This is a genomic window from Micromonospora sp. CB01531 (genome assembly GCF_001905095.1).
Classification (GTDB): Bacteria; Actinomycetota; Actinomycetes; order Mycobacteriales; family Micromonosporaceae; genus Micromonospora.
In genome coordinates, this window is the sequence record NZ_LWLS01000073.1 from 48058 (window position 1) to 64106 (window position 16049).

The following is a 16049-nucleotide window of genomic DNA, read 5'->3' on the forward strand; positions in this document are numbered from 1 at the left end:
CCGGCCCGCGGCCGGTCAGCGCGGCGGAAGGTCGGCCGGGTTGAGCGAGAAGAAGTCCTCCTCTTCCTGCGCCAGGTGCAGCCGGAGCACGGCGTCCAGCCCGTACAGGGCGGACAGCAGGTCGGGCAGCTCGTCGCGGCGCAACCGGCCGTCCGGGTGCTGGGCCAGGTGACCGCCGATCCGATCCACCAGCCGGCTGATCTCCACATGGCCACGGCTCATCGTCGAGGTCGCCTCGGCGCTGCCCAGCGGGCCGGCCAGCGCCGGATAGAGGTGCCGTTCCTCGGCCGCCTCGTGCGGGAGCACCTCGTCGACCAGCCGGCGGTGCACCTCGCGCAGCGCCGGTACGCACTCCGGCGCGTCGGGGCGGGTCGCCACCAGGTCGGCGGTATCGCGCAGCCCGGCCAGCACGTCCCGTACCCCGCCGTGCTCGTCGGCGTACCGGTCGAGCAGTTCCCGGGTCTCCGGCGGGACGTCCCGGTGCCGCAGGCCGCCCCGCAGGGCGCGCAGCGCGTTGACGATGACCAGCACGTCGATGCCCTCCTGGAGGAACGCGCCGGCGACCGGGGGCAGCCCGCCGGCGGCGGCCGCCACCATCGCCACCACGGCCAGGCCCATCCCGACGGTGGCGCTCTGCACCGCGATGCGCCGCGCGTACCGGGCGATCTCGACAGCGTCGGCGAGCCGATCCAACCGGTCCACGGCGAGCACCGCGTCCGCCACGTCGGCAGAGGCGGTCGCCCCGGTGGCGCCCATCGCCACCCCGACGTGCGCCTCGGCCAGGGCCGGGGCGTCGTTGACGCCGTCGCCCACCATCACGGTCACCGCCCGGCCGGACTCCTCCCTGACCCGCGCCACCTTCGCCTGCGGCGAGCACTGGGCGATCACGTCGTCCACGCCGACGATCCGGGCGACCTGCTCGGCGGTGCGCGGCCGGTCGCCGGTCACCATCACCAGGCGGTTCAGCCCGGCCTGGCGGAGCCGCCGCAGGGTACGCCGGGCGTCGGGGCGTACCGGGTCCTCCAGCAGGATCGCGCCGAGCAGACCATGATCGTCGCTGACCCAGACGGTGGAGCGGCCGGCCAGCTCGGCGCGCTCGCGGGCCCGGTGAGCCCACTCGGGCGGCTCACCGGCGAGCTGGCCGACGCGCACCAGGCGGCCGTCGACCCGGCCGGTCACCCCGCGGCCCGGCTCCTCGGTGACGTCTGCCGGCTCGGCCAGCGGCAGCCCCTGCTCACGGGCCTGCCGGACCAGGGCGGCGGCCAGCACGTGCGGGGAGAGCTGTTCGACGGAGGCGGCCAGCCGCAGCACCTCGTCCCGGTCGCCGCCGGGCGCAACCACCGTCTCGGCGGCGCGGGGACGGCCGGCGGTGAGCGTGCCGGTCTTGTCCATGAGCAGGGTGCGGGCGCGGCCCAGCAGCTCCAGCGACCCGCCCTCGCGGACCAGTACGCCGCGCCGGGCCACCCGGGACAGCCCGGAGACGATCGCGATCGGGGTGGCCAGCAGCAGCGGGCAGGGGGTGGCCACCACCAGCACCGCCACCGCCCGGAGGAACTGGCCGGAGAGCGCCCAGGCGACCCCGGCCAGCAGCAGGGTGAACGGCACGAACGCAGCGGCGTACCGGTCGGCGAGCCGGACCATCGGGGCCTTGTGCGCGGTCGCCTCCTGGGCCAGCCGGACGATGCCGGCGTACGTGCTCTCGGCCGCGCTTCGGCGGGCCCGCAGCCCGAACCCCGCGCCCGCGTTGACCACACCGCTGGCCACCTGCTCGCCCGCAGCGCGGGTGACCAGCTGCGACTCGCCGGTAACCACCGACTCGTCCAGCGTGGCGGTCTCCTCGACCGTCCCGTCCACCGGCACCACGTCGCCGGGGCCGACCACCAACCGGTCCCCCACCGCGACCCGGTCCAGCGGCACCACCTCGATCCCGCCGTCCGGGGTACGCCGCCGGGCCTGCCGGGGGGCGCGTTCCAGCAGCGCGCGCAGGTCGCGGCTGGCCCGGCGCTGGGCGTAGTCCTCCAGCGCCTGCCCGGTGGCGACCATCACGGCGATCACCGCACCGGCCAGGTACTCACGGACCAGCAGCGTGCCGACCAGCGCCAGCACGGCGATCACGTCCACCCCGAACTGCCGGCGCCGCAACTGCCGCACCGTCGTCCAGGCGGCCGGCAGCAGCGCCACCACGGTCACCGCCGCCCAGACCAACTGGGCCACGCCCCGCAGCCCGGCGAACCACAACCCGGCGCCGGCCAGCACGGCCAGGGTGAGCAGGGTCAGCGGCGCCCACTCCCGCCAGTCCGCCCGGTGCCCCGGCACCGGCCGCTCCGGCACGCACTCGCGCGGTTCCGCTCCCACCTGCGGATCGTCTCAACGGTCCGGGTTGCCGGGCAGGGCAACGAGGGTATTCGGCGCGGGCCGAAGGGCCCGGGTACGCGGGTCGTGCGGGCCGTGCGACCGCCCGCCGGATGCCAGAGGATGGAGCGGCAAGGCCGCCCGGACCCGCGCGGGGTGGGGCACGATGAGGGAAACGGAAAGGTCGTGACGATGAGCCACGAGACGCCGACCACCGACCGGGCGCTGACCACCGCGCTGACCGAGGCCGCCGCAACGTCCGGTCGCGCCCCCTCGGTGCACAACACCCAGCCGTGGCGCTGGAAGGTGCTCCCCGACGCGCTGGAACTGCGGATGGTGCGGGAAGCCCGGCTCACCGCCACCGACCCGGAGGGCCGGCTGGTGACCCTGAGCTGCGGCGCGGCGCTGCACCACGCACGCGTGGCGCTGGCCGCCGAGGGCTGGACGGCACTGGTGGAGCGGCTGCCCGACCCGGCGCAGCCGGAACTACTCGCCCGGCTCACCGGGTTCCGGCACACCGGGGCGGATCCGGACGCGATGCGCCTCGTGCAGTGCATGCACGTCCGGCACACCGACCGCCGGCCGGTGCGCGAGGAGCCACTTCCCGGCCCGGCCCTCGACGAGATCGTGCGGGCGGCCCTCGCGGAGGGCGTACGGCTCGAGGTGCTGGACTCCGACCAGGTGATGGAGCTGGCCGCCGCAGCCGGGCAGGCCGCCACGGTGACGGCGGAAGACCCGGAAACCCGCGAGGAGCTGGAGTACTGGACCAGCCGGGCCGGCACCGGCACCGGGCTGCCGCCCGAGGTGCTGCCCGAGCAGGCCCCGCAGACCACCGTGCCGGCCCGGGACTTCGGCCGTCCCGGCACGCTGCCGATCGGCCCCGGGCACGACCGGGCGGCCGTCTACGGGATCCTCTGGAACACCGAGGACGAGCCGGACAACTGGCTGCGCGCCGGTGAGGGCCTCTCCGCCGCCTGGCTGACCGCCACCCGGCTCGGCGCGTCGATGGTGCCGCTCAGCGGCGTGGTGGAGGTGGAAGGCACCCGGCAGACCGTGCGCCGGCTGCTGGCCGGGCTCGGCTTCCCATACCTGGCACTACGGCTGGGGCTCGCGGACCCGGCGCACGCGGGACCGCCGCACACCCCGCGCCTGCCCACCGAAGAGATCGTCGACACCTCCGCGGTACGCGCCGGCAGCGCTTAGCGGCTCGTTCCCGACGGTCACCGGGCGATAACATCGCCCGGTGACCAGCGCACCGAATCCCCGGAACGAGCACGTCACCCCGTCCCTGGGGCTGACCCCGCTCTCCCGGGTCCGGCTCGACGAGCTGCTGCAGGAGATGCTCGACCGGGTCGGCGAGGTGGTCACCAGCCGCGAACGGCTGCGCGCCCTGCTCGACGCGGTGGTCGGCATCGGCACTGACCTCGACCTGCGCAGCACCCTGCAGCGGATCGTGCAGTCGGCGTGCGAACTGGTCGGCGCGAAGTACGGCGCGCTCGGCGTGATCGGCCCGGACCGGCTGCTGCACGACTTCATCATCCATGGCATCAGCGAGGAGCTGCACGCGAAGATCGGCGAGCTGCCGCACGGCCGCGGGGTGCTCGGCCTGCTCATCGACGACCCCCGCCCGGTACGCATGCCGGACATCACCCAGCACCCCCTGTCGTACGGCTTCCCACCGCACCACCCGCCGATGCACAGCTTCCTCGGCGTGCCGGTGCGCATCCGCGACCACGTCTTCGGCAACCTCTACCTCGCCGAGAAGCAGGGCGCGGCCGAGTTCACCGAGGACGACGAGGAGATCGTGGTCGCGCTGGCCGCCGCGGCCGGCGTCGCGATCGAGAACGCCCGCCTCTACGCGCTGGCCCACCGGCGGGAACGCTGGCTGGCCGCGACCGCCGAGATCACCTCGGTGCTGCTGGGCGAGGTCCGGCGTACCGACGCGCTGACCCTGGTGGCCCGGCGGGCCCGGGAGGTCGCCGAGGCGGAACTGGCCCTGGTGCTGCTCTACGACGAGGACGAGGGCCAGTTCACCGTCGAGGTGGTCGACGCCACCGACGGGGCCGCCCGGGACCTCGTCGGCGTGGTGCTGCCCGCCGCCGAGACCAGCTTCGCCGGCTCGGTCACCGAACGCCGCCACGAGCTGCTGGCGAGCCTCGCCGAGGCCGCTCCCTGGCCGCGGCCCGTGGTCGCCGGGCCGGCGGTGGTCTCCCCGCTCGCCGCGGCCGACGCCCTGCACGGCGTGCTGGTGATCGCCCACCGGCCGGACCACGGTCCAGTCGGCCAGGACGACGCCGCACTGCTGAACAGCTTCGCCGGGCAGGCCGCACTGGCCATGGAACGGGCCCGGGGCCAGGAGGAACGGGAACTGCTGGTGGTCCTGGAGGACCGCGAACGGATCGCCCGCGACCTGCACGACGTGGTGATCCAACGGCTGTTCGCCACCGGCCTGCAGTTGCAGAGCACCGCCCCCGTGGCGATGCGGCCCGAGGTGGCCAAGCGGATCAACCAGGCGGTCGACGACCTGGACGCCACCATCCGGGACATCCGCCGCACGATCTTCGAGCTGCGCACGCCGATGAGCGCCGCACTGCGCACCGAGATCCGCGAGGCGATCGAGGTGGCCGCCGAGGCGCTGGGCCACCGCCCTCACCTGGAACTCAGCGGCCCGATCGACAGCGCCGTCCCGGACGAGCTGCGACCCGAGCTCACCGCCGTGCTGCGGGAGGCGCTGTCCAACGCGGTACGCCACGCACAGGCCGACCATGTGTCGGTGACGATACGGGTCGACGCCGGCTGGGTGACCATCACCGTCACCGACGACGGCGTCGGCTGCGACCCGGACGCGGCCCGCAGCGGCCTGGTGAACCTGCGCGAGCGGGCCGACCGGCTCGGCGGCGACTTCCAGCTCAGCCGGGTGGTCCCGCACGGCACCGAGGTGCGCTGGAGCGTCCCGCTGCTCGACTGAGCCGCGCGACAGCTCAACCGCGGCGCGCGGGCCCGGCGGCCGGCGCCGTCAGTGCCGCTGGCCGAGCAGCCGGGTGGCCAGCACCGCCGCCTGGGTACGCCGCTCCAGGCCAAGCTTGGCCAGCACGCTGGAGACGTAGTTCTTCACCGTCTTCTCGGCGAGGAACATCTTGCCGGCGATCTCCCGGTTGGTGAGCCCCTCCGCCACGTACTCCAGGATCCGCCGCTCCTGCTCGGTGAGGGACTTCAGCTCGCGCGGCTGCTCGACACCGCTGCGGATCCGCTCCAACACCCGAGTGGTGATCGCCGGGTCGAGCAGCGACTGCCCGGCCGCCACCCGGCGGACCGCGTCCACCAGGTCGGTACCCCGGATCTGCTTCAGCACGTACCCGGCGGCACCCGCCATGATCGCCGCGAAGAGCGCCTCGTCGTCCTCGTACGAGGTGAGGATCAGCCCCTTGATCGAGGAGTCCACGGCCCGGATGTCCCGGCACACGTCGATGCCGTTGCCGTCGGGCAGCCGGGCGTCGAGGATCGCCACGTCGGGGCGGAGCGCCGGGATCCGGCGGGCGGCCTCCTGGGCGGAGCCGGACTCGCCGACCACCTCGATGTCGCCGCTGCTGGTGAGCAGGTCGGCAAGGCCACGACGGACGACCTCGTGGTCGTCGAGCAGGAACACCCGAATCATCCGTCCTTTCTACCCCGCCGGCCCCGGCTCGGCACGGGCCGAAGGTCCCTACCGTGCCGAGCCGCCCCAGGCAGACGGGCCCGCCCAGGTGGGGACCTCCGGCCCTGCTCGCGAAGCTGCTGGTTGCCGCACGGTAGGAGGGAACCACCCGGAAGATGGGCACGGCCTGCCACGGAAGGAGCACCACCATGACCACGGGGTTCACCGTCGAACAGCTGCGGGCCGCCGCCACCGACGCCGTCCGGGCGCCCTCCCTGCACAACACCCAGCCGTGGCGGTTCCGGCTGCGCGACGGCGGGATCGAACTCTCCGTCGACCCGCTGCGCCGGCTGCCCGCCACCGACCCGACCGGCTGGGGCACCCGGATCGCCTGCGGAGCGGCCCTGTTCAACCTGCGGCTGGCGCTCGCCGTGGCGGGCACGCCGGCCACAGTCCGGCTCCGCCCGTACCCCGCCAACCCGGACGTGGTCGCCCGGCTGATCCCGGACCTCCCGCGCCGCCCGACTCCCGCCGAGCAGAGCCTGTCCGCAGCCATCCACCGCCGGTTCAGCAACCGGGCCCCGTTCTGGCCCGACCCGGTCCCCGCCGACGCCCGCTGGCGCCTCGGTGAGGCCGCCCGGGCCGAGCAGTGCTGGCTGGAACTGGTGATCGGCACCGGCGCGGTCAACGCGCTCGCCGAGGTCGCCCGCAGCGCCCACCGGGTCCTGGAACGCGATCCGGCGTACGCGGCCGAGCGGGCCGAATGGATCCGCGCCGAGCCCTCGCCCGACGGCGTACCGGCCGCCGCGGGCGGGCCGCCGAGCGAGCCGCAGGACCTGCTGCCGCAGCGCGGCTTCGGCGGCCGCAACCGGGCACCCGGCCGGGACTTCGAACCGGAGCCGCTGGTCGCCGTGCTCGGCTCGACCGGGAACACCGCCGCCGACCAGGTCATCGCCGGCCAGGCCCTACAACGGGTGCTGCTCACCGCCACCGACGCCGGGCTCAGCGTGTCGCTGATCTCCCAGCCGATCGAGGTGCCCGGGGCGCGGGAGGCGCTACGACTGTCCCTGGGCCGGTTCGGCACCCCGCAGATGGTGATGCGGATCGGCTACGGCCAGCCCGGCACCGCCACCCCGCGCCGCCCCGTCGACGAGGTGCTCGACCTGCCGGTGGTGCCGGCCTGACCTCGCCGCGCCCGGTCCCGGTCCTGGCGTCGCGCCTCCACAGCGCGGCGGCCAGCAAGTCCGGCCCAGGTCAGGCCGTCGGGGTAAAGCCGGCCAGCAGCTTCGCCTCCCGCTCCGGGTCGAGCCCGACCGCCGACCGGACCGGCCGCCCGGCACGGGGCGGCACCTGGCCCACCGCGCGCAGCCAGCGCCAAGTGTCGGCGACCGTCTCGGCCACCGGCCGGCAGACCAGCCCCGCCGCGTACGCCCGCTCCACGCCCCGCTCCTGCAACCATCGATACGGGTGGCCCGACGGAATCCAGATCGGCAGGTCGTTCCAGGGCTCCACGCCCCCGGCCAGGATCGGCTCCGGGTCCGTCCAGTGCAGGCTGGCGTCCGCGCCGGTCGCCACGACGGCCGCGTCGAGCAGCTCACCCATCGTCGCGTGCCCGGTCCGGCTCACCACGTTGTACGCCCCACCGACACCCTCGGCACCTCGATCCAGCAGCCAGATCGCAAGGTCCCGCGCGTCGACATACTGCAGCGGCAGGTCGCGCGGCCCCGGAGCCAGGACCGGCCCGCCCCGGGCGATCCGCTGCAACCACCACGGCAGCCGCCCGATGTCCTCGCCCGGCCCGAGGATCAACCCGGCCCGGGCCAGCAACGCCCGCTCGCCGTACACCTCGACCGCAGCCCGCTCCCCGCCCGCCTTGAGCTGCGGATAGTCGCCGTCGACCGCGTCCGCCGCAGCGTCAACGGTCGACGCCTCCTCGCCCACGCCGGGCGGCACCGGCTCGGCATAGACCGACCCGCTGGAGACATAGACGTAGTGCGGCACCGCGTCGGCCAGCACCCGGGCCGCGTCCCGCACCGCCCGGGGCGCGCCGTCCCAGGTGTCCACGACCAGGTCCCACGCACCGCCGGCGAGCGCCGCCAACCCGTCCGGCGCCGTCCGGTCCCCCCGCAACCGGCGTACGCCCACCGGCACGTCACCGTGCAGCCCCCGGTTGAACACCGTCACCGACCAGCCCCGGCGTGCCGCCTCGGCCACCACGGCCCCACCCACGAATCCCGTCCCGCCCAACACCAGCAGTCTCATACGCCCCACCCTGCCCCCTGCGCGGCCCGTCGGTGAACAACGTTCTCGGTGAGCGGATCTGCCCAGGGCAGAAACCCTCCGCCGGCCGGCCGAAGCCGGCGCGCCTGGAGATCCCCGCCTCGCCCCTGCGGCCCGGCCCCGTGGCCCTGGCGAGGCGCTTCCGGCCTCCCGGCGGCCCCCTGCGCGTGATCGTCTGCCCCGTCCCGGCTCGCCGGCCCCGCCGCCGCCTGGCCGGGCTGCGGCTGCTGACCGGGCCGAGCATCCCGACCTCCCAAGCTCCGGCTGAACCGTGTTCGACTCCGTTTGCCGGACGTGGCGGTATCGCCGCTCGCCAGGCGTTGTGGCCGGCGATGTCCGGTTTGCGGGTGACGGTCGGCATCCTCGGCCTGGAATCTCTGGCGGCCGGGGGTCGTTGAACACGGTGCACGGCCGAGGAAGGCGCCCCGCGAGCCGGGGTGGCCAGGCCCGGAATGATGGCGGGCCCCGGTCGTTGCACATGAACCACGCGACCGATGCCCCCGTGTGGTGGGGTGGTCGGGCCCGGAATGTTGGCGGGCCGCCGGTCGTTGGACATGGTCCCGGCGCCGCGAAGAGGCGAACCCCCGTTGCCCCGCGAGCTAGCCGGTCGAAAGACTTTCCCCGCTTTGTTTGAGCGCCTGACGGTGCTTGCGCGCCCTGCTCATCCCCATGGGCGGTGTGTGCGCCAACCCCCGAATGGAGCTTTCGTCATGAATTCGATGCTGCGTAAGAGTGTTCTTGGTGTTGCTGGTCTGGCTTTCACCGGTGGTGTGTTCGCCGGTCCGATCGCCGCCCACGCGGATGCCCCGGTCACCGCTGCCAAGCCGGTGGCGGCCGTGCAGGCCGACAAGCCGACCGTCGACATGGGCAAGTTGATCCCGCATGGTGTGCAGGGCGCCCAGTCGAAGATCACCCTGAACGACGAGCAGACCGCGAATGCGAAGGCGATCATCGCCGCGACGAAGAAGGCCGGTCTGCCGGAGCGGGCCGCGGTGATCTCGATCGCCACGAGTCTGCAGGAGTCGAAGCTGGAGAACCTGGGCCACCTCGGCGACAAGAATGACCATGACTCGCTGGGCCTGTTCCAGCAGCGCCCGTCCAGTGGTTGGGGTACGCCGGAGCAGATCACCGACCCGGAGTACGCGACCCTGGCGTTTGAGAAGGGTCTGAAGCAGGTCGACGGGTGGCAGGACATGCCGCTGACCAAGGCCGCCCAGACGGTGCAGGTGTCGGCCTACCCGGACGCCTACGCCCAGTGGGAGCAGCAGGCCGCTGACCTGGTCGCCCAGCACTGGAACAGCTGACCCATCTGATCAGCTGACCAACTGAAGAACACGCACAAGCCGCTGGCCGGCACCCAAGACGGGTGCCGGCCAGCAGCATCTCCGCATCCTGAACGCCGCCGTCAGCGCTGACCGGAACCATCAAAGATCCCGAAGCGCGCACTGGCGCAGCAGCGCCCACGGCCAACTCGGCAGCGGGTCGTACCAGAAAGGAAGACCGCGACGCACGGGCGGCGAAGGCACACGACGGGGCTGGGGGCGACCGTGCCCGGCGCAGGGATCAAGCCTGACNGACCCGGAGTACGCGACCCTGGCGTTTGAGAAGGGTCTGAAGCAGGTCGACGGGTGGCAGGACATGCCGCTGACCAAGGCCGCGCAGACGGTGCAGGTGTCGGCCTACCCGGACGCCTACGCCCAGTGGGAGCAGCAGGCCGCTGACCTGGTCGCCCAGCACTGGAACAGCTGACCCAAACAGCCGAGCACCACAGCTGACAAGCGAAGAACGTGAACACGTGCTGGCCGGCACCCCTAGACGGGTGCCGGCCAGCGGCGTTTCGAGTTGCGGGGAGAGTGATGCGGATCACTTCCTGATACCACTTGTCGCGAACTGAACGACTTCGAGGCATTGGTCGGTACACCTGACGGAGATCTCGATCAGTAAGGTCTTGCGGTCGCCAACCCACGGGGGTTCACATGTCCGCACGCGTTACCGCCCGGTTAGCCCTGAGCACTGCCGTCCTCGCCGCAGGTGTCGCCGCCCTGCCGGCCCCGGCCGTCGCCGCGCCGGACACCGCCACGCTCGCCGCCGTCACCGAGCGCGACCCGGACACCGGCAGAAACATCAAGTACCCGGTCAAGCCCGGCGAGGTCGTACCGGCCTCGCTCGGCGTGACGAACCTGGGCGACGCACCGGTCAAGGGCGTCGTCGTGCAGGTGCGGGCGTTCGACGACCTCGACCTGCTCACGAAGTACGACAACTGCTGGTACACCAAGGACAGCAACCTGGACATCGCCTGGTGCGAGTTCGACGACGAGCTCGCCGCCCACGCCACGCTGGCGCCGGCCGGGGATGTCATCGTGACGGCGACGGACGCTCGCGCCGACAAAGTCACCAGCGTCGTCTTCCGCTGGGCCAGCAAGGCGTGGGCCGACGAGCTGGGCGGCGTCCAGCAGCTCGCGAAGAACGACGGTCAGGGCGACGAGCCGGTACGCGGCAGCGGATCCACTCTCACGCTCGCACCCCGTGACCTGCCGCTGCCGAGCACACCGCGGCCGATCAACTTCGTGTACGCCAACCTGGTCGCCCCGACCGCCAGCCCGACGGCCACCGCGAGCCCGACGGCCACCGCGAGCCCGACCGCCAGCGCCACCCCCAGTACGAGCGCGAGCCCGACGGGCAGTGCACCCGGCGCGGGCCCGTCCGGTCCCGGCGCCGGCGGCGACGGTGGGGGCCTGCCGGTGACCGGCTCGAAGACCGCCACCGTGGCGGGCATCGGTGCGGTCCTGCTGCTGCTCGGCGGTGCCGGCTACCTGTTGGCCCGCCGGCGCCGTACCCGCTTCGTCGCATAGCACCCGTCACAACCGCACAACGCCGCTGGCCGGCGCCTGGAAAGGGCGCCGGCCAGCGGCGTCTGCGCATCGTGGGCAGTTACCGTCCCCCGAACGGAAACCGCCCAAGATCCGAAAGCGACGAGGGTCCGTACCCGAAGACAACCGCGATGCACGGGCGGGCCGGGCGCACGGTGGGGCTGGGGCGAGGGTGACCGCGCAGGCCGCCGTCCGTCCCGGGACGGCGGCTGCTGTGGACGGCGTCGAGGCGGCCTCAAGGACCGGTTGCTTCAGTCGATCGCCGGAGCTCGACGGCGTACACCACGAGGACGAGCGGCGGTCGAACTGGCGACGACGCGCGTGGTGGGGCGCGCAGACCACAACAGGCGTTCATCAAAGACGGCGGAGGCCGACATTGACCAGGGAACGGGCCAGGGAAACGAAGAGTGTGGCTGCCCGTGTCGGCGGGTGGAGCGCACGTCATCGGTGGTGGGCGATTCTGCTCTGGCTGGCGTTCGTGGTGCTCACCACCGTCGTCGGCAACGCGGTGGGCACCACCCCGATGAAGAGCTACGAGGGCCAGAACGGCGACTCGCGGCGGGCCCAGCAGATCATCGACGAGGCCGGCTTCCCGGACGTGGCGGGTGAGATGGTGCTGGTCCAGGCCCGCGACGGGCGGCTCACCGTGGACAGCCTCGAGTTCTGCCAAGCGGTGCGGGACGTCGCGAGCGCGGTCCAGGCCACCGGCCAGGTGGAGCACCTGCGCACGCCGTACGACCCGGCCACGCCGGCGCCGCGGACCGCCGACGGGACCACGGCGCTGGTGCTGTTCGACATGACCGGCGCCGGCGACACCGCGGACGAGCGGGTCCAGCCGGTCCTCGACGCGGTCGCCGGCGTCCAGGCCCGGCACCCCGACCTGCGGTTGGAGCAGGCGGGCGCGGCCAGCATGCAGCGGCTGGCCGGCGTGGCGGTCAACGAGGACTTCCAGCGGGCCGAGGCGCTGTCGCTGCCGATCACCGCGATCATCCTGCTGATCGCCTTCGGCACCCTGCTTCCCATGCTCATCCCGCTCGGGGTGTCGATGACCGCGTTCTTCGCCGCCACCGGCCTGCTCGCCCTGGCCAGCAAGGTGCTGCACGTGGCCGACACGACGACCAACCTGATGCTGCTGATCGGGCTGGCCGTGGGCGTGGACTACTCCCTGTTCTACGTGCGGCGGGAGCGGGAGGAGCGGGCCAAGGGACGGTCGAAGGAGCGGGCGCTGGAGATCGCCGCGGCCACCTCCGGCCGGGCGGTGCTGATCTCCGGCGTCACCGTGATCGTGGCGATGGCCGGCATGTTCCTCACCGACCACGGCGTGTTCATGGGCTTCGCGCAGGGCACCATCCTGGTCGTCCTGACCGCCATGGTGGCCTCGGTGACCGTGCTCCCGGCGACGCTGGCGGTGTTCGGCGACGCCGTCGACGCCCGGGTGATCCACGGAATCGTCCGGGTGGTCACCCGTGGCCGGGTCACCTGGGCGCGGCGGCTGGGCGGCCGGGCCGGTGGCGGCCGGGTGTGGAACGTCATCCTCACCGGCGTGCTGCGCCGTCCGTGGCTGTCCACCGTGCTGACCGTGGGCGTGCTCGTCGCGCTGGCGGTGCCCGCCGTCGGGATGCGGCTCGGCCAGCCCGGCATCGACGACCTGCAGGGCGACTATCCGATCGCGGCCACGTTCAAGGCGATCGACCGGGCCTTCCCGGGCGGCAACGAGCCGGCCACCGTGGCGGTCCAAGCGCCGGACGTGTCCAGCCCCGCGATGCAGGAGGCGATCGGGCGGCTGAAGGATCGGGCGCTGGCCACGGGCGTGGCGCACGAACCGGTGAGCGTGCAGGTGAATCCGGCCAAGACGGTGGCCACGGTCTCGCTGAGCATCGGCTACGGCGAGCAGGGCCGGAAGTCGGTGGCGGCGCTGCGGGAGACGATCGTGCCCGAGACCGTCGGCGCGCAGCCGGACACGCAGGCGTACGTCACCGGCGCCATGGCCGCCACCGTGGACTTCAACCGGCAGATGTCCCGCACCGCTCCGCTGGTCCTCGTGTTCGTGCTGCTGTTGGCGTTCTTCCTGCTGCTGAGCAGCTTCCGGTCAATCATGGTGGCGATCCAGGCGATCGTGCTCAACCTGCTGTCGGTGGCCGTCGCCTACGGTGTGCTGGTGCTCGTGTTCCAGCACGGGCACGGCGCGGACCTGCTCGGCTTCACGCCGGGGGCGATCGTCAACTGGCTGCCGCTGTTCCTCTTCGTCATCCTGTTCGGACTGTCGATGGACTATCAGGTCTTCATCCTCAGCCGGATCCGCGAGGCGTACGACAGCGGAATGTCCACGGAGCGCGCGGTCACCCACGGCATCAAGGCATCGGCGGGCGTGGTCACCAACGCCGCGCTGATCATGGTGGCGGTGTTCGCGGTGTTCGGCACCATGTCGCTGCTCAGCTTCAAGCAGATGGGGGTGGGCCTGGCGGTGGCCATCCTGATCGACGCCACCATCGTGCGCGCCGTCCTGCTGCCGGCGACCATGAAGCTGCTCGGCGACCGGGCTTGGTATCTGCCGAGTTGGCTCAACTGGCTGCCCACGCTGTCGCACGGCGAGGTGGCCGAGGAGAAGGAGGAGCAGCCGGCGCCCGCCCGCGAGGCGGTCCCGGTGAGCTAGAGGGTGGCAGCGGACCCGCGCCACGGCGTCGCGGCGCGGGTCCGCTGCGGTGCCGACTGTCGCCGGGTGGGCCGGTGGTTAACTTCCCAGCATGAACATTGTCTGCGGTGACGACTCTGCGCGGATGTGGATCGCCGCGGTCCCGCCCGCGGGGCCCGACGAGCTGAACATCGTCCTCGGCCTCGACACCCGTGGCGGCCCCGACGAACGGGTGGCGTGTGACCTGTTCGGCTACGGGCATGAGGGCGAGGAGGGAGTCTTCTACCTGCTGCCCGACGACCTGCGGGCCACGGTCGAGCTGACCGGCTCGCGCCTGGGTGTCCGGCTGGTGACCCGACCACAAAGGATGGCCGAGAACCTCGCCGAACACGGTGTGGAGTTCCAGCGGTCCGCCGCGAACGTCGCCAACGAGACGATCGACGGGGGCCAGGTGACCGTCCTCTACCGCGAGATCGACATCGATGTCGACGCCCTCGCCGCCTACCCAGGGCTTCTCCCCGGGCCGGATCATCGCCCCGCGATGACTGAGGACGGCGAGGTCGCCGGCGGTGGGCTACGCCCGGTCTTGTGCCTGGACCACGCGGGCCCGGCCACCCTGCCGGAGCTGTTGGACAGCTACCGGGCGGGCGAGGGCAGCGTCATCGTGCTCGGCGCCGACTGACGCCGGGTCCGCTGACAACCGTTGGTGGGCGATACTGGGTTTGAACCAGTGACCTCTTCCGTGTCAAGGAAGCGCGCTCCCACTGCGCCAATCGCCCGAGCGCTCGCCGGGGTTGACACACCGGCGGCGGCCAGCCCCGCGAGGGGTGGATCGCGAGCGGACGACGGGATTCGAACCCGCGACCCTCACCTTGGCAAGGTGATGCGCTACCAGCTGCGCTACGTCCGCGTTGTCGCCGGCTCGCGTCGGCGACGGGTAGAACTGTACCCGATGACGAGATCGTCGCGCGGGAGGCCCCACCCGCGCGTCCGGCCGTGTCGCCACGCCTGGTGATTGCGCTGGTCGCCGTCGGGGTACTGACTGCACTCGACAGCACAACCCGTCCCCCGAAGGAGGCTGTCGTGGGAATCGGTACCAGCATCTTCCTGATCGCCGTCGGCGCGATCCTCACCTTCGCGCTGAATGCCCACATCGGCGGGGTCAGCCTGGACGTCGTCGGCTGGATCCTGATGGCGGCCGGCGTCCTCGGCCTGATCATGACCACGCTGGTCTGGGGCCGTCGCCGCGAGGTGGTCACCACGGCCGAGCCGGTGGAGTACCGGCGGGTCGACGAGCGCCGGGACATCGCCCCACCGCTGTGATCCGTCGAGGGAACCGACGGAACTGATCCGTCCCGGGACCAGGCATACGCGTACGGGGTGCCGGCCAGCGCGGCCGGCACCCCTCCCGGCCCGGTCAGCCGCGCATCAGCTCGTTCAGCGTGCCGTAGTCGAGGGTGTCGGCCAGCGCGCCGTACGTCCCGGTGGCCAACGCCTCGACGGCGGCCCGGCGGGCCACCGCGTACGCGGCCTCGGCGACCGCGGAGCCGAGGCTGACCCGGGCCACCCCCAGCTTCGCCAGTTGCGGCACCGCCGGGGCGCCCGGCCCGGCCAGCACGTTCAGTGGGGCCGGGATCGCCTCGACCAGGGCGGCCACCGTCGCCGGGTCCACCGTGCCCGGCACGAACACCCCGTCGGCGCCGGCGGCCAGGTAGGCCTTGGCCCTGGCCACCGTCTCCGGGACGCCACCGGCGCCCCGCAGGAAGGTGTCGACGCGCGCGTTGACGTACAACGGGACCCCGGCCCGGTCCACGGCGGATCGGACGGCGGCCAGCCGGGCGCACTGCTCGTCGACCGGGCGCAGCGGCGCCTCCCCGTCGTGCCAGGCGTCCTCGACGTTCACCCCGACCGCGCCCGCCGCGACCACCGCCTCGATGGTCACGGCGACCTCGTCGGCGGTGTCGCCGTACCCGGATTCGATGTCGGCGGTGACCGGCAGCGGCACCGCCGCGACGACCCGGCGGACCAGGTCGACGGCGGCGGCGCGGCCGAGCGCGTCGCCGTCCGGGGCGCCGAGGCTCCAGGCGACGCCGGCGCTGGTGGTGGCGACCGCCCGGGCGCCGGCGGCGGCGACGATCCGGGCGCTGGCGGCGTCCCAGGCGTTGACCAGTACCAGCGGCTCGCCGGGGACATGCAGGGAACGGAAGTGCAGGGCTCGACTGTGGTGATCGTTCACCCGGTCAGTCTGGGTCCGCGCCGCCGGCCGCCGTAATGTTTCAGT

12 protein-coding genes and 2 tRNA genes are annotated in these 16049 nt (G+C 73.2%); 8 read left to right on the top strand and 6 right to left on the bottom strand.

The window, feature by feature from the left end:
• Positions 1-15: 15 nt before the first annotated feature.
• Positions 16-2355: a heavy metal translocating P-type ATPase gene (locus A6A27_RS21115; RefSeq protein ID WP_073836369.1), complete on the bottom strand. Its 2340-nt coding sequence runs from the start codon at positions 2353-2355 to the stop codon at positions 16-18.
• Between the two features lie 189 nt (positions 2356-2544).
• On the opposite strand from A6A27_RS21115, the gene A6A27_RS21120 reads away from it, so the two are divergent.
• Together A6A27_RS21120 and A6A27_RS21125 are read left to right on the top strand one after the other, a co-directional pair.
• Positions 2545-3555, top strand: a complete 1011-nt coding sequence (locus A6A27_RS21120) for an Acg family FMN-binding oxidoreductase (RefSeq protein ID WP_073836405.1) — start codon at positions 2545-2547, stop codon at positions 3553-3555.
• 91 nt (positions 3556-3646) lie between these two features.
• Complete coding sequence (locus A6A27_RS21125; protein WP_198940386.1) at positions 3647-5320, top strand: GAF domain-containing sensor histidine kinase; 1674 nt, start codon at positions 3647-3649, stop codon at positions 5318-5320.
• 48 nt (positions 5321-5368) lie between these two features.
• Here the strand turns inward: A6A27_RS21125 and A6A27_RS21130 are convergent, their stop codons facing one another.
• Complete coding sequence (locus A6A27_RS21130; protein WP_073836371.1) at positions 5369-6007, bottom strand: response regulator; 639 nt, start codon at positions 6005-6007, stop codon at positions 5369-5371.
• Positions 6008-6195: 188 nt separating this feature from the next.
• On the opposite strand from A6A27_RS21130, the gene A6A27_RS21135 reads away from it, so the two are divergent.
• On the top strand, positions 6196-7170 hold the full coding sequence (locus tag A6A27_RS21135) for an Acg family FMN-binding oxidoreductase (protein ID WP_073836372.1): 975 nt from the start codon (positions 6196-6198) through the stop codon (positions 7168-7170).
• 70 nt (positions 7171-7240) lie between these two features.
• On the opposite strand, the gene A6A27_RS21140 is transcribed toward A6A27_RS21135, so the two are convergent.
• Positions 7241-8248: an NAD-dependent epimerase/dehydratase family protein gene (locus A6A27_RS21140; RefSeq protein WP_073836373.1), complete on the bottom strand. Its 1008-nt coding sequence runs from the start codon at positions 8246-8248 to the stop codon at positions 7241-7243.
• Between the two features lie 728 nt (positions 8249-8976).
• On the opposite strand from A6A27_RS21140, the gene A6A27_RS21145 reads away from it, so the two are divergent.
• The 4 genes from A6A27_RS21145 (at position 8977) to A6A27_RS21165 (ending at position 14450) form a co-directional block, all read left to right on the top strand.
• A complete protein-coding gene (locus tag A6A27_RS21145; RefSeq protein ID WP_073836374.1) occupies positions 8977-9570 on the top strand; it encodes a hypothetical protein in 594 nt (197 codons plus the stop codon).
• 672 nt (positions 9571-10242) lie between these two features.
• Positions 10243-11118 (top strand): LPXTG cell wall anchor domain-containing protein, encoded by an 876-nt coding sequence (locus A6A27_RS21155; protein WP_073836375.1) that lies wholly within the window; start codon positions 10243-10245, stop codon positions 11116-11118.
• A gap of 427 nt (positions 11119-11545) precedes the next feature.
• Positions 11546-13789 carry an MMPL family transporter gene (locus tag A6A27_RS21160; RefSeq protein WP_241825371.1) on the top strand — a complete coding sequence of 748 codons (2244 nt, stop codon included), beginning with the start codon at positions 11546-11548 and terminating at the stop codon, positions 13787-13789.
• A 91-nt stretch (positions 13790-13880) separates the two neighbouring features.
• Entirely contained in the window at positions 13881-14450 is a 570-nt protein-coding gene (locus A6A27_RS21165) for a hypothetical protein (RefSeq protein WP_143194092.1), read from the top strand.
• 22 nt (positions 14451-14472) lie between these two features.
• On the opposite strand, the gene A6A27_RS21170 is transcribed toward A6A27_RS21165, so the two are convergent.
• Positions 14473-14547 (bottom strand) — tRNA-Val (locus tag A6A27_RS21170).
• Positions 14548-14605: 58 nt separating this feature from the next.
• Positions 14606-14678 (bottom strand) — tRNA-Gly (locus A6A27_RS21175).
• A gap of 173 nt (positions 14679-14851) precedes the next feature.
• Between A6A27_RS21175 and A6A27_RS21180 the strand changes: the two genes are divergently transcribed.
• Positions 14852-15091 carry a DUF6458 family protein gene (locus A6A27_RS21180; RefSeq protein WP_073836378.1) on the top strand — a complete coding sequence of 80 codons (240 nt, stop codon included), beginning with the start codon at positions 14852-14854 and terminating at the stop codon, positions 15089-15091.
• Between the two features lie 94 nt (positions 15092-15185).
• Here A6A27_RS21180 and A6A27_RS21185 read toward each other — a convergent pair whose 3' ends face one another.
• A complete protein-coding gene (locus tag A6A27_RS21185; RefSeq protein ID WP_073836379.1) occupies positions 15186-16004 on the bottom strand; it encodes an isocitrate lyase/PEP mutase family protein in 819 nt (272 codons plus the stop codon).
• Positions 16005-16049 lie beyond the last annotated feature (45 nt).

What these genes read in the sequence shown, in the direction of transcription:
- A6A27_RS21120 (WP_073836405.1), top strand. Translation starts at nt 2,545, where the DNA reads ATGAGCCACGAGACGCCGACCACCGACCGGGCGCTGACCACCGCGCTG.
- A6A27_RS21130 (WP_073836371.1), bottom strand. Translation starts at nt 6,007, where the DNA reads ATGATTCGGGTGTTCCTGCTCGACGACCACGAGGTCGTCCGTCGTGGC.
- A6A27_RS21135 (WP_073836372.1), top strand. Translation starts at nt 6,196, where the DNA reads ATGACCACGGGGTTCACCGTCGAACAGCTGCGGGCCGCCGCCACCGAC.
- A6A27_RS21140 (WP_073836373.1), bottom strand. Translation starts at nt 8,248, where the DNA reads ATGAGACTGCTGGTGTTGGGCGGGACGGGATTCGTGGGTGGGGCCGTG.
- A6A27_RS21145 (WP_073836374.1), top strand. Translation starts at nt 8,977, where the DNA reads ATGAATTCGATGCTGCGTAAGAGTGTTCTTGGTGTTGCTGGTCTGGCT.
- A6A27_RS21155 (WP_073836375.1), top strand. Translation starts at nt 10,243, where the DNA reads ATGTCCGCACGCGTTACCGCCCGGTTAGCCCTGAGCACTGCCGTCCTC.
- A6A27_RS21165 (WP_143194092.1), top strand. Translation starts at nt 13,881, where the DNA reads ATGAACATTGTCTGCGGTGACGACTCTGCGCGGATGTGGATCGCCGCG.